Below are 23882 nucleotides of genomic sequence, written 5' to 3'. Positions count from 1 at the left end.
GTTGCCGGCGCCAGCGGGCGCCGGTTCGCCCATCTGACAAGAGGATTACCATGCGCCTGATTCGCATGTTGTTAGTGTCTGCCCTGGCTGTGGCCAGCGTTTCGGCTGCCGCGGACGAGCAAGCGGTTAAGTCGCTGACGCAACTGCTTGAGAAGTCCCAAACACTTACCGGGCGCTTTTCGCAGTTGACCCTCGACGGCAGCGGTACACAACTTCAGGAAACCAGTGGTGAAATGGCTCTGCAGCGCCCGGGCCTGTTCAACTGGCATACCGATGCCCCGCAAGAGCAACTGATGGTGTCCGACGGTAAGAAGGTCTCGCTATGGGACCCTGACCTCGAACAGGTCACGATCAAGACGCTGGACCAGCGCCTGACCCAGACCCCAGCGCTGTTGCTGTCCGGCGATGTATCGAAAATCAGCCAGAGTTTCGACATTACCTCCAAGGAAGCGGGCGACGTGGTGGACTTCGTGCTCAAGCCCAAAACCAAGGACACGCTGTTCGACTCCCTACGCCTGTCGTTCCGCCGCGGGCTGATCAACGACATGCAGTTGATCGACAGCGTTGGCCAGCGTACCAATATCCTGTTCATGGGCATCAAAGCCAACGAACCGGTCTCTGCCAGCAAGTTCAAGTTCGACATCCCAAAGGGTGCCGACGTGATCCAAGAATAGGGCCTGCCCCTCGTGGCCCGCGCGGACCTGTTCAGCTCGCCCCCGCCCGCCCAGCCGTTGGCGGCCAGGTTGCGGGCCAGCACGCTGGACGAGTATGTCGGCCAGGAGCACTTGCTTGGCCGCGGCAAGCCATTGCGCGAGGCGCTGGAGCAGGGCGCCCTGCACTCGATGATCTTTTGGGGCCCGCCAGGGGTTGGCAAGACCACCCTCGCCCAGTTGCTGGCCAAGGTTTCCGATGCTCATTTCGAGACCGTTTCGGCGGTGCTCGCGGGGGTGAAGGAGATTCGCCAGGCGGTCGAGATCGCCCGCCAGCAGGCGGCACAGTATGGGCGGCGGACGTTGCTGTTCGTCGACGAAGTCCATCGTTTCAACAAGTCCCAGCAGGATGCGTTTCTGCCCTATGTGGAAGACGGCACCCTGATCTTCGTGGGGGCGACCACGGAAAATCCGTCCTTCGAGCTGAACAACGCATTGTTGTCCCGGGCGCGGGTGTATGTGCTCAAGAGCCTCGACGAAGCGGCCATGCGGCAACTGGCCCAGCGCGCCTTGACCGAAACGCGAGGGCTGGGTGATCGGCGGCTCACGCTGGCCGAGGGGGCATTTGCCATGCTGCTGGCCGCCGCCGACGGCGATGGTCGCCGCTTGCTCAACCTGCTCGAGAACGCCGCTGATCTTGTAGAGGATGGCGAGGAAATCGGCGAGCCCTTGCTGCAAGGCCTGCTCGGCGATACCCGTCGACGCTTCGACAAGGGCGGCGAAGCCTTTTACGACCAGATATCCGCACTGCACAAGTCGGTCCGCGGATCCAGCCCGGACGGCGCGCTTTATTGGTATGCGCGCATGCTCGACGGCGGCTGCGACCCGTTGTACATCGCTCGCCGCGTGGTGCGAATGGCCAGCGAAGATATCGGCAATGCCGACCCGCGCGCGCTAGGGTTGTGCCTGTCTGCCTGGGACGTCCAGGAGCGTCTCGGCAGCCCGGAAGGGGAGCTGGCGGTGGCGCAGGCGATCGTTTATCTGGCGTGCGCGCCCAAGAGCAATGCGGTGTATACCGCCTTCAAGGCCGCGAAGGCGGATGCTGCCGCCCAGGGCTCCCAGGAAGTGCCATTGCACCTGCGTAACGCACCCACCAAATTGATGAAGCAGCTTGGTTACGGCGAGCAGTACCGCTATGCCCATGACGAACCCGATGCGTATGCCGCGGGCGAAGATTACTTCCCTGAAGGTATGGCACCACGGCATTATTACCAGCCCGTGCCCCGCGGCCTGGAACTCAAGATCGGAGAAAAGCTGCGGCACCTTTCCGAGCTGGACCGGGCCAGCCCCTTGCAGCGGAGAAAGTCGTGATTGCGGTGGTAGTTTCCGTATCCTTGTTCGGCGTGCTTGGCGGTTTGTTGCGCTTCGCCACCAGCACCTGGGTAACCGCGCACTATCCGCGCCATTTCTTCCTCGCCACCTTGGCGGTGAACATCGTCGGCTGCCTGATCATTGGCTATCTTTACGGTACGTTCCTGGCCCGCCCGGACGCGCCGTTGTACCTCAAGGCCGGCCTGGTGGTCGGCTTCGTTGGGGGCTTGACCACTTTTTCATCCTTTTCCCTGGACACCCTGCGCCTGCTGCAAAGCGACCAGGTGTTGCTAGCCATCGGCTATGCAGCGGCGAGCGTGTTCGGCGGCCTGCTCGCCACCTGGGCCGGCCTGCATCTGACTAAATTCTGATCAACGAGAGACCCACATGCTCGACTCGAAACTGTTACGCGGCCAACTGCAAGAAGTCGCCGAGCGCCTCGCCACCCGGGGCTTCAGCCTCGACGTTGCACGTATCGAGGCCCTCGAAGCCCAGCGCAAGGCGGTGCAAACCCGCACCGAACAGCTGCAGGCCGAGCGCAACAGTCGTTCCAAATCCATTGGCCAGGCCAAGGCACGTGGCGAAGACATCGCCCCGTTGATGGCCGATGTCGAGCGCATGGCCCAGGAACTCGCCCAAGGCAAGACCGAGCTGGACGATATCCAGGATCAGCTTGATGGCATTCTGCTTGGCTTACCCAACCTTCCGGACGCGTCCGTGCCAGTGGGCAAGGACGAAGACGATAATGTGGAAGTGCGCCGCTGGGGCACTCCGGCTTCGTTCGACTTTGAAATCAAGGACCACGTGGCACTGGGCGAGCGCTTCGGCTGGCTAGACTTCGAAAGCGCCGCACGGCTGTCCGGCGCTCGCTTCGCCGTGTTGCGCGGGCCCATCGCGCGCCTGCACAGGGCGCTGGCGCAGTTCATGATCAACCTGCATACGGCCGAGCATGGCTACGAAGAAGCCTACACGCCGTACTTGGTGCAGGCCCCGGCGCTGCAGGGTACCGGCCAGCTGCCGAAGTTCGAAGAAGACTTGTTCAAGATCGCCCGTGACGGCGAGGCTGACCTGTATCTGATTCCTACCGCGGAAGTATCGCTAACCAATCTGGTGGCCGACCAGATCCTCGACGCCAAGGCGTTGCCGATCAAGCTGGTCGCTCATACGCCGTGCTTCCGCAGCGAGGCGGGTGCTTCCGGCCGCGACACCCGCGGGATGATTCGCCAGCACCAGTTCGACAAGGTCGAGATGGTCCAGGTGGTGGAGCCTGCGAAGTCCATGGAGGCGCTGGAAAGCCTGACCGCCAACGCCGAACGCGTATTGCAGGCGCTGGAGCTGCCGTATCGGGTGCTGGCACTGTGCACGGGTGATATGGGCTTCAGTGCAGTCAAGACCTATGACCTGGAAGTCTGGGTGCCGAGCCAGGACAAATACCGGGAGATTTCTTCGTGCTCCAACACTGGCGACTTCCAGGCGCGGCGCATGCAGGCACGCTGGCGTAACCCGGAAACCGGCAAGCCGGAGCTCGTCCACACTCTCAATGGCTCCGGCCTGGCGGTGGGCCGTACCCTGGTGGCGGTGCTCGAGAACTACCAGCAGGCTGACGGTTCGATTCGCATCCCTGAAGTGCTTAAGCCTTACATGGGCGGGCTCGAGGTCATTGGTTGAATGAAGTACCTGCCGCTGTTCCATACCCTGGCTGGGCGGGACGTACTGGTGGTCGGCGGCGGTGAGATAGCTCTGCGCAAGTCTCGCCTGCTAGCCGACGCTGGGGCCCGGCTGCGGGTGGTTGCGCCTGTGGTCGATAGCCAATTGATTGCGTTGGCGCAGGGCTGCGGCGGCGAAATTGCCGAGCGCGGCTACGAGAGCCGAGACCTCGATGGCTGCGTTCTGGCCATTGCCGCCACCGATGACACGCCGTTGAACGCCAGGGTGTCCGCTGATGCGCAGCAGCGCTGCGTGCCGGTCAACGTGGTCGATGCGCCGGCGCTGTGCACGGTTATTTTCCCGGCCATTGTCGACCGCTCACCTTTGGTGGTGGCTGTTTCCAGTGGAGGCGATGCGCCAGTGCTGGCCCGTTTGATCCGGGCGCGGCTGGAGGCTTGGATACCTTCGGCTTACGGAGAGCTAGCCAAACTGGCGGCGGGTTTCCGCGATCGGGTGAAGCAACGTTATCCCAACGTCAACCAACGCAGGGCGTTTTGGGAGGAGGTGTTTCAGGGTCCGATTGCCGAGCGCCAACTGGCGGGGCGTAGTAGCGAAGCGGCGAGCATGCTCGCCGAGCGGGTGGAGGGCGCGCCGCCCCATGCACCGGGCGAGGTTTACCTGGTAGGCGCAGGGCCTGGGGATCCGGACCTATTGACCTTCAAGGCTCTGCGATTGATGCAGCAGGCGGACGTGGTGCTCTACGACCGGTTAGTGGCTCCGGCCATCCTGGAACTCTGCCGTCGTGATGCCGAACGCATTTACGTTGGCAAGCGCCGCGCCGATCACGCCCTGCCACAGGATCAGATCAACCGGCAGTTGGTGGACCTGGCTCGGCAAGGCAAGCGGGTGGTCCGCCTTAAGGGCGGCGATCCCTTTATTTTTGGCCGCGGTGGCGAGGAAATCGAAGAGCTCGCCGCCCATGGCATTCCTTTCCAGGTGGTACCCGGGATCACCGCGGCCAGCGGCTGCGCGGCCTACGCCGGCATCCCGCTGACCCACCGGGACTATGCGCAGTCCGTACGTTTCGTTACTGGGCACCTGAAAGACGGCAGCAGTGACCTGCCCTGGAGCGACTTGGTTGCACCAGCCCAGACCGTGGTGTTCTACATGGGCTTGGTGGGTTTACCGATCATTTGCGAAGGCATGATTCGCCATGGCAGGGCGCCTGATACACCCGCTGCGTTGGTGCAGCAGGGTACTACCTCCCACCAACGAGTATTCACCGGCACGTTGGCGAACTTGCCGGAGCTGGTCGCGCGGCACGAGGTCCACGCTCCTACGTTGATCATCGTCGGCGAGGTTGTGCGGTTGCGGGACAAGCTCGCTTGGTTCGAAGGCAGCGCTTAACCGGCGCTGTTGCGCTTATCCCACCACGCCTTGGCGGTGACGAACGCTTGCTCCCGTGGCGTTCCAAGGCCGCGCAGTGCCAGCGCCATGGTAGCTGTCACCGCCAGCTCACCGTAACGGTCCTCGGTTTCGCCGCGCCATACCGCCTGCAATAGGGCGGGGTCCAGCGAACCGGGTTTCAAATGCCGCTGCGCCGACATTTGAGGCCATTCCTCATCCCATGCCTCGCCGCCTTGGGTGCCATACAGATGACAAGCGGCGTCCGGGTTTACTTCCAGTTCGCCGCCATCGCCCTTGATCACGATGGAAGTGTCGCCGAGTAAACGGCTGGCTTCCCGGTGTACTGGCTGATAGCCGGGATGGAAAATGCTCTGCAGGCCGCACCGGGCTCCCAGCGGGTTAAGTACCCTGGCGAGGGAATGGATCGGCGAGCGCAGGCCAAGGGTATTGCGTAGATCAATCATCCGCTGCAAAGGCTCAGCCCAATCTGACAGAGGCGCAAAGGCTACCCCATGGGCGTCCAAGGCGGCGGCTACCTGTGCCCAGTCGCGACACAAGGTAATGCCGAGGTCGCCAAGCAGCTGTTCGGTGTATAAGCGGCCGGCGGTGTGAGCGCCACCGCCATGCATAAAGATGCGCAAACCATTCTGGCCAAGGCATTTCACCGCCAGCAAATACCAAGGCAAGTGGCGCTTTTTCCCAGCATAGGACGGCCAGTCCAGATCTACCTTCAGTGCCGGGGCTCGTACCCGAGCCCGAACCGCCTCGGTGAACCCCGCCAGTTCCTCGGCGCTTTCCTCCTTGTGCCGCAACAGCATCAGGAAGGCGCCGAGCTGCGTGTCTTCCACCTCGCCATCGAGCACCATGCCCATGGCGCGGAAAGCTTCCTCGCGCGTGAGCGCGCGAGCGCCGCGCTTACCTTTGCCAAGAATGCGCACGAACTCCGCGAATGGGTGTTCCGCCGGGGTGGTAAGGCGCAGCGGTTCGATAGTCGTCATATGCAATTGGCCGGTTTGGGCAGCCCAGCCAGCTTGGCAGCCAGCTTGGCGGGAGTGCCCTTGAAGAGGTGGTTGAGGTAAGCACTGTTGCCTTTGTCGGGCCCCAGTTGCGCGGCGACGTATTTCACCAACGGCCGGGTGGCCGGAGAAAGCTGGAACTGCGCGTAGAATTGCCGAAGAACTGTTAGCACCTCCTCATGCGCTGGGGTTAGGCTCAGGCCCTCACGTTGTGCCAGCGCGGCGGCAACCGTGGGCGACCAGTCGGCGAGATCTACTAAAAACCCCTCTTTATCCACCGGCACCGCCTTGCCGTCTGCTTCGAGCGCGCTTACAGCCATGTGTTGACCCGGTCATACGCCAAGGACAGCTCAACGAATGCAGGATAATCCACCCGGCGCACTGCCGGATCTAGCAGCCCTCGCGCCTGGCAGTCCTCGCTTAGCGCGTAAAGCTGAGCCGACAGCTCGTGCAGGCGCTGCGCGACCGGGCTACCCGTACGTAAACCCTGAACGGCTTCGCCGCATAACAACAGGCCATCGTCCGGCCCGAGCGTGCGCAGGCAACTGCTCAGGCGGCTGTCAGTGAAGGGGGAGCTTGATACCACATGCAGGGTCGCCATCAGAGCGTGATCACCTCATCGAAGCGGTTGAACAGTGCAGCCAGGTTATTGGCGGGCAATAGAGACACGTTCAGCGCCAGATGTTCCGAAACCAGGCCCCGCTCTGCAAGGCTGTCTGTGCAGGCGAAAAGGGCGTCTATCCCGAAAAGTGGTAACGCCTGGAGGTTAGCGCTCAGGTTCTTCTGCTCAAGCGCCTCGGGCTGCTGGTGATCGAGCAGCTGAAAAACACCATCATCCATGAAAAGCATGGCCAGCGGCAGCTCATAGGCGCCGCCGGCCAAGGCGATATCCAGGGCCTCGCGAGCAGAGAGGCCGGCCCAGGGCGCAGCGCGGCTCACGATCAACACGGATTTGGCCATTCCTAGTCGCCCCCGAAGCACATCAGCCGGTCCGCCGCTTGCACCGCTTCGTGCAACTGGCCCAGGCCGGACAATTCAAGCGGAGGCAGCACAGTGGCGGCTGGTCGCTCCCAGCGGGCAGCTTCCTCGAGATTCAGCGTACCTCGCCGAAGTGCTGCAGCGATGCACACGACGCCGTCCAACTTATGGGCGACGATCAACGCTTGCCAGGCGGCAGCCATATCGGTTTCGTCCTGAGGAGCGACCACGTTGCTCGAGGCAGTGTGAACCCCATCCTGGTAGAAAAACACCCGCACGATCTCGTGGCCCGCCGCCAATGCCGCCTCGGTAAAGCGCAACGCCCGGCGTGTAGCCGGTGCGTGCGGTGGTGAAAACACGGCGATGGCGAACTTCATGGCGCTTCCGAATTCAATGACAGTCGAATTCTAATCCTTCACACATAAAAAAGCCCGCCGAAGCGGGCTAGGGGTAACGGGGTGTTCAGTCGTCCCGGCCCATGAGGCCGAACAGCTGAAGCAGGCTCACGAACAGGTTGTAGATGGAGACATACAAGCTGACGGTGGCCATGATGTAGTTGCGTTCCCCACCTTGGATGATCGCGCTGGTCTGGAAGAGGATGCAGACCGAAGAGAACAGCACGAAGCCGGCGCTGATAGCCAGTTGCAAACCGCTGATGTGGAAGAACATCCCGGCAATGGTTGCGCCTAGTAGCACGAAGAACCCGGCGGTGATGAAGCCCGATAGGAAAGACATGTCCTTGCGGGTGATCAGCACATAGGCAGACAGCCCGCCGAAGACCAAGGCGGTCATGGCGAATGCAGAGCTGACGATTTCCGCGCCGCCGGCCATGCCCAGGTAACGATTCAGGATAGGGCCGAGGATATAACCCATGAAGCCGGTGAGGGCGAAGGTCGAAACGATGCCCCAGACCGAATCCTGCAGTTTGTTGGTGAGGAAGAACAGCCCGTAGAAGCCGATAAGCACCACGAACACGTTGGGGTAGCGGACGTTCATTTGCTGTGCCACGAACGCCATCAGCGCACTGAAGGCGAGGGTAAGGGCCAGCAGGCCGTAGGTATTGCGAAGCACCCGGCTGACTTCCAGCTCGGCTGCTTTCGCGCCGTGGCTGAGGGCGTAATCCTGTTCGCGCATGGCGAAGCTCCTTAAGGTCGTTGATGAGGCGATTGAACAGGCCTTTGGACCTGGGGGCAAGCGCCATATCCGCCCCTGAAATCTATAGTTGCAAATCAGCATACCAAAGCGGGCCGGTAACACCAGCGGCAGTGTTTGACAGCTTGTTTCATTCCGGTATGATTGCGCCCGCAATGCGAGGAGGTGTGGCCGAGTGGTTTAAGGCAACGGTCTTGAAAACCGTCGATGGGCAACTATCCTAGAGTTCGAATCTCTACGCCTCCGCCATCTTCAAACCCCTGAGAAATCAGGGGTTTTTGCGTTTCTGAGCCAGGGCTTTCAGAGCTTCAGAATGCTTGCGTTCCAAAATAAAAATGGAACAGTTCCAGAACTCGACCTATTTCGGAGGCTTGGCCGTGACGCTCATGCGCCGATAGACCTTCTTCGTGATGTCGCTCTTGGTATGGCCCAGCAACAGGCTGGTGTTCTCTAGATTTTTTGATTTCGGATGCGGCGTCTGCAGGGCACCGTTCTTCTGTTCGAGCTCGGCCATGGCTCGGCGGAGCTAGGGGCGGCCGGCTTCCTCGTTATGGATGGGGCTTAATTCCAAGCATAATCATGCTGCCAAGCCCTCCACTCGATACCGCATTTCCTACTCGAGATCGTCCACCTCTTCCGGGAACTCGCGAATCTGATCAACGCAATCCAGACCCTCGAGCCTGGCAGCGAGGTACTGCTGTTCGAGCTTGATGGTACGACAATACCCTCCGCCTATTCTGCCCACCTGAAGCGCTGCCGGCCTCGCTGGCGCAGTTATTCGCCATGATCAGTTTGAGTTGCAGCGACGGGAATGGCGACGCTCACCTGAAAAACGTCGGGCTGCTGTATTCAAACCCGACCCAACGCAACGCGCGATTGGCACCGGCCTACGACATGGCAACACCACCGCCTACCGTCCTAATGACGTATTGGCGCTTGAGCGGTTGGGTAGCGAGCCGATATTCGTCTCCAGACGGGGATGCTGAAGCTCGCCAAAGCCTGTGATATTGCCCGGCCAGAAGAGGGGACCGTCGGACAATTGCAAGCGCTTGAGCGCGTGCTGGGCCGGGCGCTTGAATTGTAAGAGTGGGCGCTTGGTGTAGTCGCTACAATCCGGAAAAGCGCTGAGCCCTTCATGAAAACGTTCGGCTAGAATGCCCGGCCTCGCAATTCGGAAATCGACCGTGTTTATCAACGTGCACAGCCTATCTGTGCCTCTTGGATGATTATTTTGAAACGCACCCTTATACCTGCGGTAGCCCTTTTCCTCACGGGTTGCCAAGGCTTCTTTGACCTTGCGCCAAGACCCACTTCCTTCGATGAAGACTTGGCGCGGACCATGACCTGTTACGTCTACTTTCGCCAGGACCCCATTACTCCAGAGGCTGTGACGCAGATTCAAGCAGCCGCGCAAATGCCCAACGCCGCATGTAAGGCGGTATTGGGCCTCCTCTACGAAAATGGTAGGGGCCTGCCCCAGGATTACCCCAAGGCTAAAGCCCTGTATCAAGACGCCGCGGCTCTGGCCCCTGCCTTCTATAGTCAGCTGGGGCGGATGGCCGAGGAAGGCATTGGCGAGCCCGTCGACTATGTAGCCGCCCGACGTTACTACGAGCAGGCGAGCAAGGTAGCCGGCGAAACCCAGGCCCCTTTGCGCCTGGCCAGCCTGATGGAGCAAGGCAAAGGCGGCCCGAAAAACCCGCAAGGGGCGCTCTCCCTTTACCTACAGCAGCCAGCAGATTACCTACAGCAGCCAGAAGACACCCTGGAAGCATTGAGTGGTATACAACGGCTGCGCATGGGAGGCCTGGCACTCTCCGCCGAGCAAGCGAAGCGCTATAACGCCCTATGGGTGCGGGGTGTATCGACCGGCTTGAGGCATCATCTTTCCATGATGTACCCCGCATTGCCGGAAGAACTCAAGACTGCACCGGATGCCCCATGGGTCAATGTGCAGCTGGAATACACTGTAGGTTCACTGGTTCCGCAAGTTTCAATCCTTGAAAGCTCAGGCAAGGCTGTTTTCGATCGGATGGTACTGCAGCAGCTAAACAGCTTTCGATTTCCCGCAGACCCTATCTTGGCTGAAGGCCAGAACACGGTAAAAGTCGCTACGAAGGTTGTTCTACCCAAGTCCACCACAGCGAATGCCGCCCGACGCGGCCGTGAACTTAAGTAAGGATGATCACCCGATAGTGGCAGCCGGTGAGATCATCAACTATAACGACGAAAAGATACGTGGCACGGTGCCACTTCCTATCCATGGAGCTGCCCATGCGTGTTTCAGGCGTCGTTGCTTGTGTGCTGCTGTCGGCGCTTTCAGTGGCGCAAGCCAAGCCATCTCAGCCTTCTGACGATGAAATCGCCAGTCGCATCATCGCCGAGTCCATCGCATCGTATTCCGGCGCCTGCCCTTGCCCCTATAACCAGGCGCGCAATGGCAGCTCGTGTGGCCGCCGCAGTGCTTACAGCAGGCCGGGCGGTTTCTCGCCCAAGTGTTATCGAGATGACGTAACCGTCGAGGACATCAGGCAATACAAGCAGCGGCTGCGCCAGCCGTAGCCGCACTTGGTGCCCGGAATCGGCCCCACGAAGGGCCGCCCGGGTGCCGCGGTTGCCGCGGTTGCCGCGCAGTTCTGACGCTGGCGATCCTGGCCTGCCTTCCAATGTTTGCCTCCGGCCACGTACCCTTAGGCTTCCACCCGCTAACGCCGCGCGCCCATGCCCAGCACTTCCCATACCCACGAAACCGTTCTGCGTTATCACCTGGCCTGGAAGCACCGCGACCTGGAAGCCATCCTTGCCCTTTACCACCCGGACGTGCAGTACAACGACTTCTTCCAGAACCGCACCATGGGCCTGGCGGAGTTGCGTGAGTATGTGGCCAGCACCTTGCCTCGGCATCCAGAGGAGTACCTGGAGCACACCGACCGTATTCGGATCGACGGCAGCACGGCCTTTATCCAATACCAGACGGCCCTGCAGGGTGGTGGGCAGCGGGTGGTGTTTCGGTCCAGCGAAGCGATCACCGTGCGGGATGGGTTGATCTGGCGCATCAACGAGTACGCCTCGCTGGTGCGCGAGGCCCCGGCGGCGAGCACCAGCCGTGCGCCGGCGATCAGCAAGCTGGGGTTATCGGCGCGACAACTGAGCTACATGGCGCGAGACCTGGACGACTATTTCCAGCGGCAGCGGCCCTTTCTCGACCCTGATCTGGACCTGCAAGCCGTGGCCGCTGCCACTGGCTACAGCCGCAACCAGATTTCCTACCTGCTCAACCAAGTGCTAGGGCAGAGCTTCTATCGCTATGTGAACCAGGCGCGCGTGCGCTACCTGTTGGGCCGGCTGGCCGAGGAGGGCGAGGCGGCCCCCGTGGATGCCCTGGCCGCGAGTGCTGGGTTCAACTCGATTTCCGCGTTTTACAAGACTTTCCGCGCACACACCGGGTGCACGCCCAAGGCTTGGCTACAGGCGCATTACACGCGTACCCGCAGATAAGACAGCGCGCCGGTGCGCTGCTTACACTCCTCGCCGAATCAACAAGCGGGGTGTGGCATGGCTGGGTGGCGCGGAGTGAGTTTATGGATGGACCAGTTGCAGGAGCCGCTGCAACCGCGAGCCGCGCTGGCTCAAGACCTCCAGGCGGACGTAGCGATCATCGGCGCTGGCTACACCGGCTTGTGGACCGCCTACTACCTCAAGCGCCAGGCGCCCGACCTCAACGTTGTCATCGTTGAAGCGCAAATCGCAGGCTTTGGTGCCTCCGGCCGCAACGGCGGCTGGTTGATGGGCAACCTGCTGGGTGAAGATCGGCTGCTGGGCAAGCTGCCCGCGGCCCAGCGCGCAGAAGGCTTCGAACTGCTGCATGGCATCCCTGACGAAGTCGCCAGCGTATGCCGGCAGGAAGGCATCGACTGCGACCTGCGCAAGGGTGGGGTGCTCTACTGTGCTGCACGCTACCCCGAGCAAGAGCGCCGCCTGCGCGAGCAATTGGACGCCTACCGCCGCCTAGGCCTGGGTGAGGCGGACTACCGCTGGCTGGGCCGCGATGCCTTGTGCGAGCAACTGACCGTTGCCAACGCCTATGGCGCGCTGTACTCGCCGCACTGCGCGACTGTGCAGCCCGCCAAGCTCGCCCGTGGCCTCGCCCGCGCCGTGGAAAAACTGGGCGTGCGAATCTTCGAGCAGAGCCCGGTGCTGCGCTGGCAGCCCGGTGAGCTGACCACGGCGCACGGGCGGGTTCGGGCCAGTTGGGTCGTGCCGGCGGTGGAAGGTTATTCCAGCGAGCTGCCGCCCTTGGGCAAGCACCAGTTGGCGGCGCAGAGCCTGATCGTTGCCACCGAGCCGCTGCCGGCGGACCTATGGGCGCGGATCGGCCTGAGCCGCGGCCAGGCCTTCAGTGAGAACAGCCGCCAGGTCACCTACGGCCAGCGCAGTGCCGACGACCGCCTAGTGTTCGGCGCTCGTGGTGGCTATCGGTTTGGCGGCCGCTTGCGGCAAGACTTCAACCTCAGCGCGGACGAGCGGGAGCTGCGCAAGCGCCTGTTCGGCGACCTCTTCCCCGTGTTGCGCAACGCTCGCCTGACCCATGCCTGGGGCGGCAACCTAGGCGTCGCCCGGCGCTTTCATCCACATATGTTGGTCGATCGCCGCCAGCAGGTGGCGCTGTCGGGCGGTTATGGCGGTGAGGGCGTGGGCGCCAGCAACCTCGGTGGGCGCACCCTGGCCGAGTTGATCCTTGGGCGCGACAGCCTGCTCACTCGCCAGCCGTGGGTGCTCAAGGAGCGGGCCGTCACTTCACTGCCGCGCTGGGAGCCCGAGCCGCTGCGCTGGCTGGGCTACAACGCGATCATCCGCAGCTTCGTGCTCGAAGACCGGCTGCTGGCCAGCCCACACACCCCAAAGTGGCGCCGGCAGATGGCCGAAGGCCTGGCCGCCGCCATGGAAAGCCTGATGCACTGAGGAGCCGCGCATGAACATCGAACATTTTCGTAACACCGCCCAGTTGGCGCTAGGCGAGGCCAGCCCCGTGGCCGTGCCGATCGGCGAGCCCGTGGCCAAGGTCGCCAGCCGTGGCGTGGAACGCGACGACGGCGTGGAAGCCGGGGTGTGGGAATGCAGCCCCGGCCGCTGGCGCCGCCAGATCGTGCAGCAAGAGTTTTGCCACTTCATCCAAGGGCGTTGCACCTTCACCCCCGATGACGGTGAGCCCATCGAGATCCAGGCCGGCGACGCGTTGATGTTCCCCGCGAACACAACGGGCATCTGGGACGTACAAGAGACCGTTCGCAAGAGCTACGTATTGATTTTCTGACTGCCCCTTCCATAACGCTTAAAACAAAGGTTGAGGTATTTGCATGTTGAAGCTGATCGCCCCCCTGTTGTTGGCCAGTGCTACCGCCCAGGCAGCGGACATCGTGAAAATCTACAACTGGAGCAGCTATATCGCCCCAGATACCCTCCAGCAATTCACCGCCAGCACCGGCCACCCCACCCAATACGACCTCTACGACAGCAACGAGATGCTCGACGCCAAGCTCATGGCAGGGCACTCCGGCTATGACGTGGTGTTCCCGTCCAACCACTTCATGGCGCACCAGATCACCGCGGGCGCGCTCAAGCCACTGGACCGCAGCCGCCTGCCGAACTGGAAAAACCTCAACCCTACGTTGATGAAGGCGCTGGAAGCCAACGACCCGGGCAACCGCTATGGCTTCCCTTACCTGTGGGGCAGCACCGGGATCGGTTACAACCTGGACAAGGTCAAGGCCGTACTCGGCGATGTGCCGGTGGATTCCTGGGACCTGGTGTTCAAGCCAGAAAACATGCAGAAGCTGGCGCAGTGCGGGGTGGCGTTCCTGGACAACGGCCCGGAGATCCTGCCCATCGCCCTGAACTACCTGGGCCTGCCTCACCACAGCCAGAACAAGGCCGATTACGACAAGGCCCAGGCGCTGCTGATGAAGGTCCGCCCCTACGTGCGCTACTTCCACAGCTCCAAGTACACGGGCGACCTGGCCAACGGGGACATTTGCGTGGCGGTAGGTTTCTCCGGCGACGTGATGCAGGCGGCTTCACGCGCGCAAGAGGCCGGTAACGGGCAGAAGATCGCCTACGTCATCCCCAAGGAAGGCTCGCCCATGTGGTTCGACATGGTCGCGATGCCGGCCGATGCGCCAGATGAAGCCGCCGGCTACGCCTTCATGAATTACCTGCTCGAGCCGAAGGTGATGGCCGACATCAGCAACCACGTGCAATACGCCAACGGCAACGCCGCCGCCGAACCCTTGGTGAACGCGAACATTCACGACAACCCGATGGTGTACCCGCCGCAAAGCGTGATGCAGAAGCTGTTCGTGCTCCAGGCGATGCCGCAGCCGGTCGACCGTATGCGCACCCGGATCTGGAGTGCAGTCAAGAACGGCGGGTAGCCGCCAACGCGGCAGGAGATTGCAAGAAATTATTTCGCGTGTTAAGTAATTACTTCACACGCGAAATAATTACGGATGCGCCCATGACTACTGTCCCGGTTTCCATCGCTTGCGCCGACGGCCTTGAGTTGCAAGGCACCCTGCACCCCAGTGCCCAGGCAGCCGCCGCGGTGGTGATCCTTCACCCCGCCACGGGTGTCACCGAGCGCATGTATTTCGCCTTTGCGCGTTATTTGAGCGAGCAGGGCTTTCATGCCTTGACCTACAACTACCGCGGCGTTGGCCTAACGGCCAGGCAAGTGTTGGCGGGTTTCAGCACCTGGGCTGATCAGGACGTGGAAGCCGTGACCGGCTGGGTAGCGGCGCAGTATCCGGACCTGCCGCGCTTCGCCATCGGGCACAGCTTCGGCGGCCACGCCATCGGCTTATGTGCCAGCAGCCAGCAGCTGCAAGGCGCGGTGCTCATCGCCTCGCAGGCAGGTTGCCTGCGCTTTATCACGCCGCTAGCGGAACGCCTAAGGGTCGCTGCCTTGCTCAAGGTCATCGGGCCGCTGTGCGCGCGGCTGCTCGGTTATGTGCCGGGCAAAAGGCTGGGCATCGGCGAAGACCTACCAGCCCAGGTGATGCTGGAATGGTGCCGATGGACCTCCTTGCCGCGCTACTTCTTCGACGACCCGAGCATGAACGCGGCCGCTCGCTTCAGCCGGCCGCGCATGCCGGTGTTGGCCATCGGCCTGGACGATGACCCCTGGGCGCCGCCCGCCGCCATCGACCTGATCAGCCAGCAGTTGACCGGCTGCCAGGTAGAGCGGCGGCAATTGAGCCCCGCGCACAGCCAGGGCCAGGCCATCGGGCATATGGGCTTCTTTCGCGAGCGTCATGCCGCCACGTTGTGGCCTGGGGTGGCCCAGTGGTTGCAGCGCCAGCTGGCGGTGAGCCCATGAGCGGGACCCACGACCGCCGCTATATTTTTCTGCTCAACGTGGCACAGCGTCGCATCCAGCGGCAGATCGAGCGCCGCGCCGAGGCCCAACTGAAGATCAGCGCCGTACAGGCCGGCGCGCTCTTCGCCATGGCTCGCCAGGACGGCGCCCTCAGCGGCGACCTGGCCGCCGCCCTGGACATTGCGCCTTCGGCCATGACCGGCCTGGCGGACCGCTTGATCAAGGCCGGGCTGGTCATGCGCCAGGCGGACGCCCAGGACAAGCGCATCAACCGGCTATGGCTGACCGCCGCCGGCCGCGAAACGGCCAGCAAGGCCATGACTGAACTGGCAACGCTCAACGATGGCCTTACCGAAGGCTTCAGTGACGAGGAAATGGGCGTTGTATCGCGCTGGTTGGAGGCGATGGCGAAGCGGTTCTAAGGGATGGTGAGTTTTTCTCGGAGCGGGCACGCCCCGAACAGGGCCTCCCTGAAGTTTCTTTCCTGCACATTAACCGAACCCGCCGCGAGATGGCCGGTCGACCCATGGGTGCCCCAGACGCTTGCAAGGAGTATTCATGTCGTCATTTCCCCGCGCCACCACGTTGGCAGTTTCCATCACCCTAGCGACGATCTATGGCTGCGCTAGCCCGGCGCAACAAGTGCAAGGCCCACAGTGGTCCTGGCAGGAGGTGTCCGCCGGCCGGGAAGTGCCGCCGGATCAGGCCTACCCAGAGCTGTTCCTAGCGGTGCAGCAAAGCGGGCTGTTCACCGATCAGAAGCACTTCGTCGATGCGCTGCCCCGGCAGGCACCGGCGAACATCCGCGCGGCCTACCTGAGCCAGAAGGACCGGCCCGGTTTTGACCTCAAGGCGTTCGTTACGGCGAATTTCGAGGAGTCTGGCACCGCGGATGTGCAGCCGCCCAAGCCTGGCGCCGACCTGCCCACCCATATCAATGATCTGTGGCCAGTGCTCAGCCGCCATTACCAACAGGTGCCGGCCTATAGCAGCCTCTTGCCCTTGCCGCGGCCGTTCGTGGTCCCGGGTGGGCGCTTCCGAGAGATGTATTACTGGGATTCGTACTTCACCATGCTGGGCCTGGCCGAAAGCGGCCGTACCGCCCAGGTGCGCGATATGGTGGACAACTTCGCCTACCTGATCGATACCTATGGGCATATCCCCAACGGCAACCGGACGTATTACCTAAGCCGCTCGCAGCCGCCGTTCTTCGCCTACATGGTCGACCTGCTGGCCCGCCTGGAAGGGGAGTCGGCCTACCAGCGCTATCTGCCGCAGTTGCAGAAGGAATACGCCTACTGGATGGAAGGCGCGCAAACCCTCAAGCCAGGCGAAGCGACCGAGCATGTGGTCAAGCTGGCCGACGGCACCGTGCTCAACCGTTACTGGGATGCCAACGACACGCCGCGCCAGGAATCCTGGGCCGAAGACCGCGCCACGGCGGCCGAGGCGCCGGACCGTCCAGCGGCCGAGGTATACCGTGACCTGCGTGCCGGCGCCGAAAGCGGCTGGGACTATTCGTCGCGCTGGCTGGGCGACGGCAAGACCATGGCCAGCATCCGCACCACAGCCATCGTTCCGGCAGACCTGAACAGCCTGCTGTTCCACCTTGAACAGACCATCGCCAAAGCCTGCCAGCAGGGTGGGCAGGCGGCCTGCAGCCAGCGTTACACGCAGTGGGCGCAAGCGCGGCAAAGCGCCGTGGAGAAACACCTGTGGAACCCCGCCGGGTTCTATGCCGATTACGATTGGAAGAAACAGGCGCTCAGCGACAACATCACGGCCGCCAGCCTCTACCCGCTGTACACCGGCCTGGCCAGCCAAGCCAACGCCGAGCAGACCGCTGCAAGCGTCAACCAATGGTTGATCCGCCCGGGTGGCCTGGCCACCACGACGATCCACAATGGCCAGCAATGGGATGAGCCCAACGGCTGGGCGCCGTTGCAGCTGATCGCGGTGGAAGGCTTGCGTGCCTATGGCCAACCGGCCCTGGCCGAGACCATCGGCCGCCGCTTCCTGGCCCAGGTGCAGGGGCTGTACGACCGGGAAAACAAGCTGGTGGAGAAGTACGACATCGAAGGCGGGAAGGGCGGGGGCGGTGGCGAATATGCCTTGCAGGACGGCTTCGGCTGGACCAACGGCGTGACCATGGCCCTGCTGCGCCTGTATGGCCCGGCGCAGCAGCCCAAAGCAGATAGCGCTCAATGAGCCAAGCAAGCTCTGGCGCTGGCGAGCGACAGCCCGCCTGCGCCAGGGACCTCGGGCTGGACCTGCAAACCGACGGCGACGAGGCCCTGTTCGGCTGGTTTTTGGCCAGCTACCTGTTTGGCAAGCGAATCTCCCAGGGCATCGCCGCCGCGACCTGGGAGGTAATCTTTTGCAAGTACGGCTTCAACAGCGTGCGCAAGCTGGGGCAGTGCCCTCGGTCGCGGTTGGTGGCGATGCTCAATGAGGGCCGCTACAGCCGCTACGACGAGTCCACTGCCAGCCGTTTGCTCGAAGTGTGCGGTGTGCTCGAGGCAACCTGCGCCGGCAGCCTTGGCACGTTGGCGGCGGGCAGCGCTGGGCGATCCGCGTTTGAGGCGCGCCTGCTGGCCTTGAAGGGGGTAGGGCCGAAAACCCTGGAGATCTTCATGCGCGAGGCCGGCCCCGTGCTGTTTCCGCCCTCACCATGAGGCCTCAGCCCCAGAAGTTGTTGCAGATCCTTTGAGTCGCGGCGCTGGCGGCACGGGGGTCGAAGGTCTCCGGATCGAACCCTTCCCCTGCCCATTGCACAAAGGCCTGCGCTTCTTCGTCGTTAGGCGTGCGCTTGAGCAGCGCGAGCATGTCCTGATACATGGCCACGCCGCCGCAATCTTCCGGCGGGCAGGCACGTTCCCCTCCAAGCACCTCACACCAACTCCCGGTGCTTTGGTCCGGCTCTTGGGCTTCGACTGCGATCACGTGTTGCCAGCTGTCGCCAAAATCGTAGGTGTAGCGCAGGCGATCTCCCACGTTCAGCACACGGCTGAGTTTGAACTTGCGGTCGTCGCACAGCCGCGGGTCTGGAAATTCCCGGTCCGGTGGGCCATAGCGCTGTTCGTTGAGGTCGAATTCGTACAGGTGCTTACTGGACCAGCCCATGGCGGCCTGGATGAAGTGGTGCAACTTGCGCAGGGTCGCGTCGCCACTGACTACCATGCGCCGCCATACTGGCGGGTTCAGTTGCAGAGGTTCGAGCTGCACATACAGCACGAAACGGGTAGGGGCTGTGGCCATCGAAGGTCCTAGGGCAGCAGTCAATAGGCGCGGGCGGCCCATCGGCCAAAGCCCCGCGCACTTATTACACTATATTTCGCCGGCCTGCGGGCTCGCTGTGCGGGTGATCATGCGCCCTTGGTGGCGTCGCAGCGATAGAGCACAGAGAGGTCGGTGCGCTTGCCGTTGAGTTGGGCGGCCTTTTCCTGGCATTGCTCGACCCGCTTGTCTTCCCGGATAAACGTCTCTGCGGCCCAGACGAACTGAGCCGGCATGCAGGTGGTATGAGCTTCACTGGTGCAGAATACGGCGTTGAGGAACAGGGCGGGCAAAGGCATCGCGAAACTCCAGGCGAAATACCGCGCCTTGTTGGCGCGTCACGCAGGGGACCATGCGCAGGCCATCTCGGTTCAGCGCACCGGCGAAAATGTTGCAGGATATGTGAACCAGCTCTAAGCTCGCGCCCGATTATTGTTCACATTAAGCCAAGCGACGATTTTTTAGTGTCCCAATCTTGGCTTTGCAAATCCGCCCGATCGGCGGAGCGCAGGCTGGCTCAAAGGCGTGGAACGTTAGGGCGCGTCGTCATGCCCAACCTGTGAACGGTCGCCAGCGTGCAGCTTTTGGCGCACGGCGCGGTCACTACCTTCTCTACAAGGGCATTTGTGCTGTCGGAGGCTATCCTGAACACAACGGGCAGGCAGTTTGAAGGGGCCCACAGGGAAGAGGCACGATGACCACACGGACACGTTCCAGTTTCTATCCGACCGCTTTGGTCACCTTGGTGGTCGGGCTGATCCTCTCCGCCACCTGTGCCTGGCTGATCGCCCGGGCCAACGAAATTCGGGTGAGCCAAGCGGTAGACGACGTGGTACAGGACACGGTCGACGCCGTATTCAACCGCGTGCAGCTCTATCAATACGGTTTGCGCGGGGTGCGCGGCGCTGTGCTGACGGCCGGCGACTCGCTATCGCTCGATCTGTTCCACCGCTATAGCGAGTCGCGTGACATTGGCGTGGAATTTCCCGGCGCCCGTGGCTTCGGCTACATCCGCCGGGTGCCGGTCGAGAGCGAGGCGGCGTTCCTGGCCAAGGCGCGGGCGGACGCCGGCGCAGACTTCAAGATCAACAGCCTGGGGCCCCACAACGGCGATCGCTGGGTCATCCAGTACCTCGAGCCAACCCGCGGCAACCGCAGTGCCTTGGGCTTTGACATCGCTTCGGAGCCGAACCGGCGCAAGGCCGCTCAGGAGGCGGTCGACACCGGTGAGGTCCGGCTGACGGCGCCGATCACGCTGATGCAGGAACAATCCAAGCCCCAACAGTCCTTCCTGATGTTGATGCCGGTTTATGGCGGCTCGAAAACGCCGACAACCCTCGAAGAGCGTCGCAGCGACCTCATCGGCTTCAGCTATGCGCCGCTGGTGATGTCTGAAGTGCTGCAGGGCCTGCGCCTCGACGATCAGCTGCAGGTACAGCTCTCGGACCTCTCCGATTCCGGTGGGCTACCTGTCACCTTCTTCAATAACCACTTGGATCAAAGCCGGCTCGCCGGGCTATACCCGCATCGGTTCCAGCGAGACATCTTTGGCCGGCAGTGGTGTTTTGAATTCAGCGTTACCCCGGCTTTCATCGCACGGCAGGGCATTATTCCCCCAGCGTACTTTTGGCTTGGAGGCATTCTCGCAAGCTTGATGCTAGCGGGCCTCACGGGCGCCATCGCGGTCAGCCGGGCGCAGCGGCGGGAGATCGCCTATGCGCGGATGGAGCTGGGCGCCATCGTCGAGAGCGCCTCCGACGCAATCATCGGGAAAACCCTCGACGGCGTCATCAGCAGCTGGAACCGCGGTGCCGAGCAGCTGTTCGGCTTCACCGCCGAGGAGGCCATCGGCCGGCCGATTACTCGGTTGATCGTGCCCGCCGACCGGGCTGAAGAAGAGAACATCATGCTGGCCCGCATCTCCCGGGGCGACCCCGTCACCCATTATGAAACGGTGCGGATCCATAAGGTTGGCCACCAGATGCAGGTGTCCATTACCCCTTCGCCCGTGCACGGGCCGAACGGGCAGGTGGTCGGTGCCTCGGTGACCGCGCGCGACATTACCCTGCAAAAGGCGCAGACCGCACGCATCCAGGTGCAGAACGAAGAGCTCAAGGAGCAGGTGCACGACAGCCAGGCCACCACCCAGGCGATCCTCGATACGGTGGTGGACCCGGTACTGAGCATCAATGAAGTGGGGACCGTGCTTTCGTTCAACCCGGCCAGCAGCCGGGTATTTGGCTATGAGGCGGGTGAGATCATCGGCCAGCACGTGACCCGGTTGATTCCGCAAAGCCACTGGTCGGCCTACGAGCGCTTCGTCGCGCGTACCCTCGAGAAGGCCACGCCGTCCTCGCGGAGCCAGGAAATCCAAGGGCTGCGCAAGGATGGCAGTGTGTTCCCGGCGCGGGTATCGGTGGGGCTCAAGCATGCGGCCGAAGCTCGGGTGTTCGTGTGCGTGGTGACCGACATCACCAGCGAGATCAAGCAGCGCAACGAGCTGCTCGCGGCGCGGGATCACCTGCTGTTGGCCGCCGATGCCGCCGAGCTAGGCATCTGGACGCTGAACCTCGCCGACCGCTCGCTGAGCTGGAACACCCGCATGTTCGAGATGTACGGCATGCCGCCCAACTCAGCCGAGCGCACGCTGCACTACGAAGACTGGCTGCGCTGCCTCTATCGGGATGACCTGGGCCGCTTCGATCAGGCCATGAATACCCTGCTCGATGATGAACAGCCCTACTCGCTGGTCTTCCGCGCGCGCCTACCCAGCGGCGAGATCCGCTATATCCAGGCCAGCGCCCGTGCCGAACTCGACCCCGACGGCAAGCCGGTACGCGTCACCGGCATCAACCGCGACATTACCTTGCAGCACGAAATTGAAGCCACCCTGCGCCAAGCCAAGGCCAGTGCGGACGAGGCCAGTGCGGCGAAGTCCGCCTTCCTGGCCAACATGAGCCACGAGATCCGTACGCCTCTCAACGCCGTGCTGGGCATGCTGCAACTGGTGCAGCGTACGTCCCTGGACGCCGCGCAGCGTGACTACGTGGCCAAGGCGCGGCAGGCGGCGCGGTCATTGCTCGAGCTGCTCAACGACATTCTCGACTACTCCAAGATCGAGGCCGGCAAGCTCAAGCTGGACAGCCATGCCTTCGAGCTGGACGAGCTGCTTACCGAACTGGCGGTGATCATCGCTGGCAACCAGGGCACCCGCGAGGTGGAGGCGGTGTTCGACATCGACCCCGCAGTGCCGTCGATGCTGGTGGGCGATGCGCTGCGCCTCAAGCAGGTGTTGGTGAACCTGGTAGGCAACGCTTTGAAATTTACCTTGAGCGGCGAAGTGGTCATCCGCCTGACGGTGGAGCGCCGTGAGGACGGCCACGTCATCCTCAGGTTCAGCGTCGCCGACAGCGGCATCGGTATCAGCGCCGAGCAACGGGAACGCATCTTCGAAGGCTTCAGCCAGGCCGAAACGTCCACATCCCGACGCTTCGGCGGCACTGGCCTGGGCCTGGTGATCAGCAACCGGCTGGTCGCCCTCATGGGGGGAGAGTTGAAGCTCGAGAGCGAAGTGGGCGTCGGCAGCCGCTTCTGGTTCGACGTGCCGCTCAAGGTTGAGGACGGCGGCGACGTACCGCAGCCACTGCCCGGCCGACGCCTGCCGCTGCGGTTGCTGGTGGTGGACGACAACCCGACCAGCGCCGATGTGCTTTCGCGGACCGTGCACGCCCTGGGCTGGACCGCGCAGCATGCGCTCTCTGGCCAGGATGCGCTGGAGCGTATACGCCGCGTTGCCGGCACCGCAGCGCCCTATGACCTGGTGCTGATGGATTGGCGCATGCCAGAGGTGGATGGCGTGGCTACCGCGCGGATGATCCACAGCGAGCTGCCCAAGGACCAGGTGCCGCACATGGTCATGGTCACCGCCTATGCCGACCAGCTTTCGCTGCTTGAACCCGCCCTGCATAAAGGGCTGTTCGCCACCACCCTGAGCAAGCCAGTGACGCCACGGCAGTTGCGCGATTGCGTGCTGGGTGTAGTGGAAGGGCGGCCAATGGTGCCTAACCCCCCACCGCCGGAGCGCCAGCCCAAGCGCCTGGCCGGGCTTCATGTGCTGGTGGTGGAAGACAACGCGGTCAATCGGCAAGTGGCCAGTGGGCTGCTGCACCTCGAAGGCGCCAATGTCACCCTCGCCGGCAATGGTTTCGAGGCCCTGGCGGCATTGGCCGACGCGCCCAATACCTATGACGCGGTGCTGATGGACGTGCAAATGCCGGAAATGGATGGCCTGGAAGCCACCCGGCGCATCCGCCAGGACCCTCGCTTCAAAGCCCTGCCGATCATTGCCATGACCGCCAACGCGTCCAGTGAGGATCGCCAGAGTTGCCTGGCCGTTGGCATGGACGATCACATCAGCAAACCAGTGGACCTGGCCGGCCTGGTCAAATGCCTCAATGAATGGGTGGGGCGCACCCGCGTCGCCCCTGCGCCGGCTGTGGCCATAGAGGCTGACAGCGGCCTGCTCGAAGCGTGGACCACAGTGACAGGCCGCTTCGGCGGCGATCTGGACCTGCTGCGTAACGTGCTGGGGATCTTCGCCACCGACACGCGTGAGCTGCTTAAGCGGCTCGAGGAGCTGGCACGCAGCGGGGACCGAGCTGCCGCCCGGGCGATTTTCCACGCGATCAAGGGCAGCGCCGCCAATATCGGCGCCAAGGCCTTGTCGCAGCGAGCTGGCAAGCTGGAGGCCAGTCTGGAAAGAGGCGACCTGGAAACCGTCGAAGGCGTGGCCACGGGGGCTTTCGCCCATGAGCTGGCGACGCTGCTCGAGGCCAGTGAAGCGCAAATGCAGGCGCGGCTGGAGTAGCTGTGCCAACCACGCCATTCGTCTCGCTGGGGGCACCATCGGTTGCGTATGCCTTCCAATGGCTAACCCCAGCAAAAGAGAGACGACCATGGCTATCGAAGGCAAAGATCCACAACGTCAGGATCAAGGCTTGGCCCCTGATC

The 23882-nt window shown here is 62.8% G+C and carries 25 protein-coding genes, 1 tRNA gene and 1 pseudogene; 18 read left to right on the top strand and 9 right to left on the bottom strand.

Translation table 11 applies throughout. The features are described 5' to 3' along the window. Window positions 1-50: 50 nt before the first annotated feature. Genes lolA through cysG form a run of 5 tightly spaced genes read left to right on the top strand, consistent with a single transcriptional unit; the run spans window position 51 to window position 5075 of the window. Entirely contained in the window at window positions 51-674 is a 624-nt protein-coding gene (gene lolA, locus OGL93_RS16125) for an outer membrane lipoprotein chaperone LolA (protein ID WP_263263812.1), read from the top strand. A gap of 12 nt (window positions 675-686) precedes the next feature. After that, window positions 687-2021, top strand: coding sequence for a replication-associated recombination protein A (locus OGL93_RS16120; protein WP_263263811.1), 1335 nt, complete (start codon window positions 687-689; stop codon window positions 2019-2021). Beyond that, window positions 2018-2392: a fluoride efflux transporter CrcB gene (crcB, locus tag OGL93_RS16115; protein ID WP_263263810.1), complete on the top strand. Its 375-nt coding sequence runs from the start codon at window positions 2018-2020 to the stop codon at window positions 2390-2392. The genes OGL93_RS16120 and crcB overlap by 4 nt, the downstream gene beginning before the upstream one ends. A 16-nt stretch (window positions 2393-2408) precedes the next feature. Then, complete coding sequence (gene serS / locus OGL93_RS16110) at window positions 2409-3689, top strand: serine--tRNA ligase (RefSeq protein WP_263263809.1); 1281 nt, start codon at window positions 2409-2411, stop codon at window positions 3687-3689. Then, on the top strand, window positions 3690-5075 hold the full coding sequence (gene cysG / locus OGL93_RS16105; protein ID WP_263263808.1) for a siroheme synthase CysG: 1386 nt from the start codon (window positions 3690-3692) through the stop codon (window positions 5073-5075). On the opposite strand, the gene OGL93_RS16100 is transcribed toward cysG, so the two are convergent. The 6 genes from OGL93_RS16100 to OGL93_RS16075 form a co-directional block, all read right to left on the bottom strand. Continuing rightward, window positions 5072-6073, bottom strand: a complete 1002-nt coding sequence (locus OGL93_RS16100; RefSeq protein ID WP_263263807.1) for a glycosyl transferase family protein — start codon at window positions 6071-6073, stop codon at window positions 5072-5074. The two genes, cysG and OGL93_RS16100, sit on opposite strands and share 4 nt — an antisense overlap. Then, window positions 6070-6411, bottom strand: a complete 342-nt coding sequence (locus OGL93_RS16095) for a TusE/DsrC/DsvC family sulfur relay protein (protein ID WP_263263806.1) — start codon at window positions 6409-6411, stop codon at window positions 6070-6072. The genes OGL93_RS16100 and OGL93_RS16095 overlap by 4 nt, the downstream gene beginning before the upstream one ends. Continuing rightward, window positions 6402-6692 carry a sulfurtransferase complex subunit TusB gene (tusB, locus tag OGL93_RS16090; RefSeq protein WP_263263805.1) on the bottom strand — a complete coding sequence of 97 codons (291 nt, stop codon included), beginning with the start codon at window positions 6690-6692 and terminating at the stop codon, window positions 6402-6404. Before tusB ends, OGL93_RS16095 begins: the two co-directional genes overlap by 10 nt. Continuing rightward, window positions 6692-7051 carry a sulfurtransferase complex subunit TusC gene (tusC, locus tag OGL93_RS16085; protein WP_263263804.1) on the bottom strand — a complete coding sequence of 120 codons (360 nt, stop codon included), beginning with the start codon at window positions 7049-7051 and terminating at the stop codon, window positions 6692-6694. The genes tusB and tusC overlap by 1 nt, the downstream gene beginning before the upstream one ends. 2 nt (window positions 7052-7053) lie before the next feature. Further along, window positions 7054-7446, bottom strand: a complete 393-nt coding sequence (gene tusD / locus OGL93_RS16080; RefSeq protein WP_263263803.1) for a sulfurtransferase complex subunit TusD — start codon at window positions 7444-7446, stop codon at window positions 7054-7056. A gap of 85 nt (window positions 7447-7531) precedes the next feature. Beyond that, window positions 7532-8203 (bottom strand): Bax inhibitor-1/YccA family protein, encoded by a 672-nt coding sequence (locus OGL93_RS16075; RefSeq protein ID WP_263263802.1) that lies wholly within the window; start codon window positions 8201-8203, stop codon window positions 7532-7534. A 179-nt stretch (window positions 8204-8382) separates the two neighbouring features. On the opposite strand from OGL93_RS16075, the gene OGL93_RS16070 reads away from it, so the two are divergent. After that, window positions 8383-8470: transfer RNA gene (locus tag OGL93_RS16070), tRNA-Ser, on the top strand. Window positions 8471-8579: 109 nt separating this feature from the next. Here OGL93_RS16070 and OGL93_RS16065 read toward each other — a convergent pair. After that, window positions 8580-8735: a hypothetical protein gene (locus OGL93_RS16065; protein WP_263263801.1), complete on the bottom strand. Its 156-nt coding sequence runs from the start codon at window positions 8733-8735 to the stop codon at window positions 8580-8582. A gap of 212 nt (window positions 8736-8947) precedes the next feature. Here OGL93_RS16065 and OGL93_RS16060 point away from each other — a divergent pair. The 11 genes and pseudogenes from OGL93_RS16060 to OGL93_RS16010 all read left to right on the top strand — a co-directional run. Further along, a pseudogene (locus OGL93_RS16060) lies at window positions 8948-9374 on the top strand (HipA domain-containing protein); the annotation flags it as partial. 78 nt (window positions 9375-9452) lie between these two features. Continuing rightward, window positions 9453-10400 (top strand): sel1 repeat family protein, encoded by a 948-nt coding sequence (locus tag OGL93_RS16055; RefSeq protein WP_263263800.1) that lies wholly within the window; start codon window positions 9453-9455, stop codon window positions 10398-10400. 95 nt (window positions 10401-10495) lie between these two features. Next, the gene (locus tag OGL93_RS16050) at window positions 10496-10783 is read left to right on the top strand and encodes a hypothetical protein (protein WP_263263799.1); all 288 of its coding nucleotides are present in this window, start codon (window positions 10496-10498) and stop codon (window positions 10781-10783) included. 159 nt (window positions 10784-10942) lie between these two features. Beyond that, entirely contained in the window at window positions 10943-11719 is a 777-nt protein-coding gene (locus tag OGL93_RS16045; protein ID WP_263263798.1) for a nuclear transport factor 2 family protein, read from the top strand. Window positions 11720-11776: 57 nt separating this feature from the next. After that, entirely contained in the window at window positions 11777-13183 is a 1407-nt protein-coding gene (locus OGL93_RS16040; protein ID WP_263263797.1) for an FAD-dependent oxidoreductase, read from the top strand. Between the two features lie 10 nt (window positions 13184-13193). Then, the gene (locus OGL93_RS16035) at window positions 13194-13535 is read left to right on the top strand and encodes a cupin domain-containing protein (RefSeq protein ID WP_263263796.1); all 342 of its coding nucleotides are present in this window, start codon (window positions 13194-13196) and stop codon (window positions 13533-13535) included. 43 nt (window positions 13536-13578) lie between these two features. Beyond that, the gene (locus tag OGL93_RS16030; RefSeq protein ID WP_263263795.1) at window positions 13579-14652 is read left to right on the top strand and encodes a polyamine ABC transporter substrate-binding protein; all 1074 of its coding nucleotides are present in this window, start codon (window positions 13579-13581) and stop codon (window positions 14650-14652) included. 83 nt (window positions 14653-14735) lie between these two features. Beyond that, window positions 14736-15596, top strand: coding sequence for an alpha/beta fold hydrolase (locus OGL93_RS16025; RefSeq protein WP_263263794.1), 861 nt, complete (start codon window positions 14736-14738; stop codon window positions 15594-15596). Further along, a complete protein-coding gene (locus OGL93_RS16020; RefSeq protein ID WP_263263793.1) occupies window positions 15593-16018 on the top strand; it encodes a MarR family transcriptional regulator in 426 nt (141 codons plus the stop codon). Before OGL93_RS16025 ends, OGL93_RS16020 begins: the two co-directional genes overlap by 4 nt. 136 nt (window positions 16019-16154) lie before the next feature. Next, complete coding sequence (treA, locus tag OGL93_RS16015; protein WP_263263792.1) at window positions 16155-17804, top strand: alpha,alpha-trehalase TreA; 1650 nt, start codon at window positions 16155-16157, stop codon at window positions 17802-17804. Then, a complete protein-coding gene (locus tag OGL93_RS16010; protein WP_263263791.1) occupies window positions 17801-18271 on the top strand; it encodes a DNA methylase in 471 nt (156 codons plus the stop codon). The genes treA and OGL93_RS16010 overlap by 4 nt, the downstream gene beginning before the upstream one ends. Window positions 18272-18275: 4 nt before the next feature. Here OGL93_RS16010 and OGL93_RS16005 read toward each other — a convergent pair whose 3' ends face one another. Then, window positions 18276-18854: a plasmid pRiA4b ORF-3 family protein gene (locus OGL93_RS16005; RefSeq protein WP_263263790.1), complete on the bottom strand. Its 579-nt coding sequence runs from the start codon at window positions 18852-18854 to the stop codon at window positions 18276-18278. A 107-nt stretch (window positions 18855-18961) separates the two neighbouring features. Further along, entirely contained in the window at window positions 18962-19171 is a 210-nt protein-coding gene (locus tag OGL93_RS16000) for a hypothetical protein (RefSeq protein WP_263263789.1), read from the bottom strand. Window positions 19172-19566: 395 nt separating this feature from the next. On the opposite strand from OGL93_RS16000, the gene OGL93_RS15995 reads away from it, so the two are divergent. Then, window positions 19567-23739 (top strand): PAS domain S-box protein, encoded by a 4173-nt coding sequence (locus OGL93_RS15995; RefSeq protein ID WP_263263788.1) that lies wholly within the window; start codon window positions 19567-19569, stop codon window positions 23737-23739. Window positions 23740-23882: the final 143 nt, after the last annotated feature.

This window comes from Pseudomonas sp. RIT-PI-S (assembly GCF_025642975.1).
GTDB lineage: Bacteria > Pseudomonadota > Gammaproteobacteria > Pseudomonadales > Pseudomonadaceae > Aquipseudomonas.
This window is presented reverse-complemented; position numbering and strand designations above follow the sequence as displayed.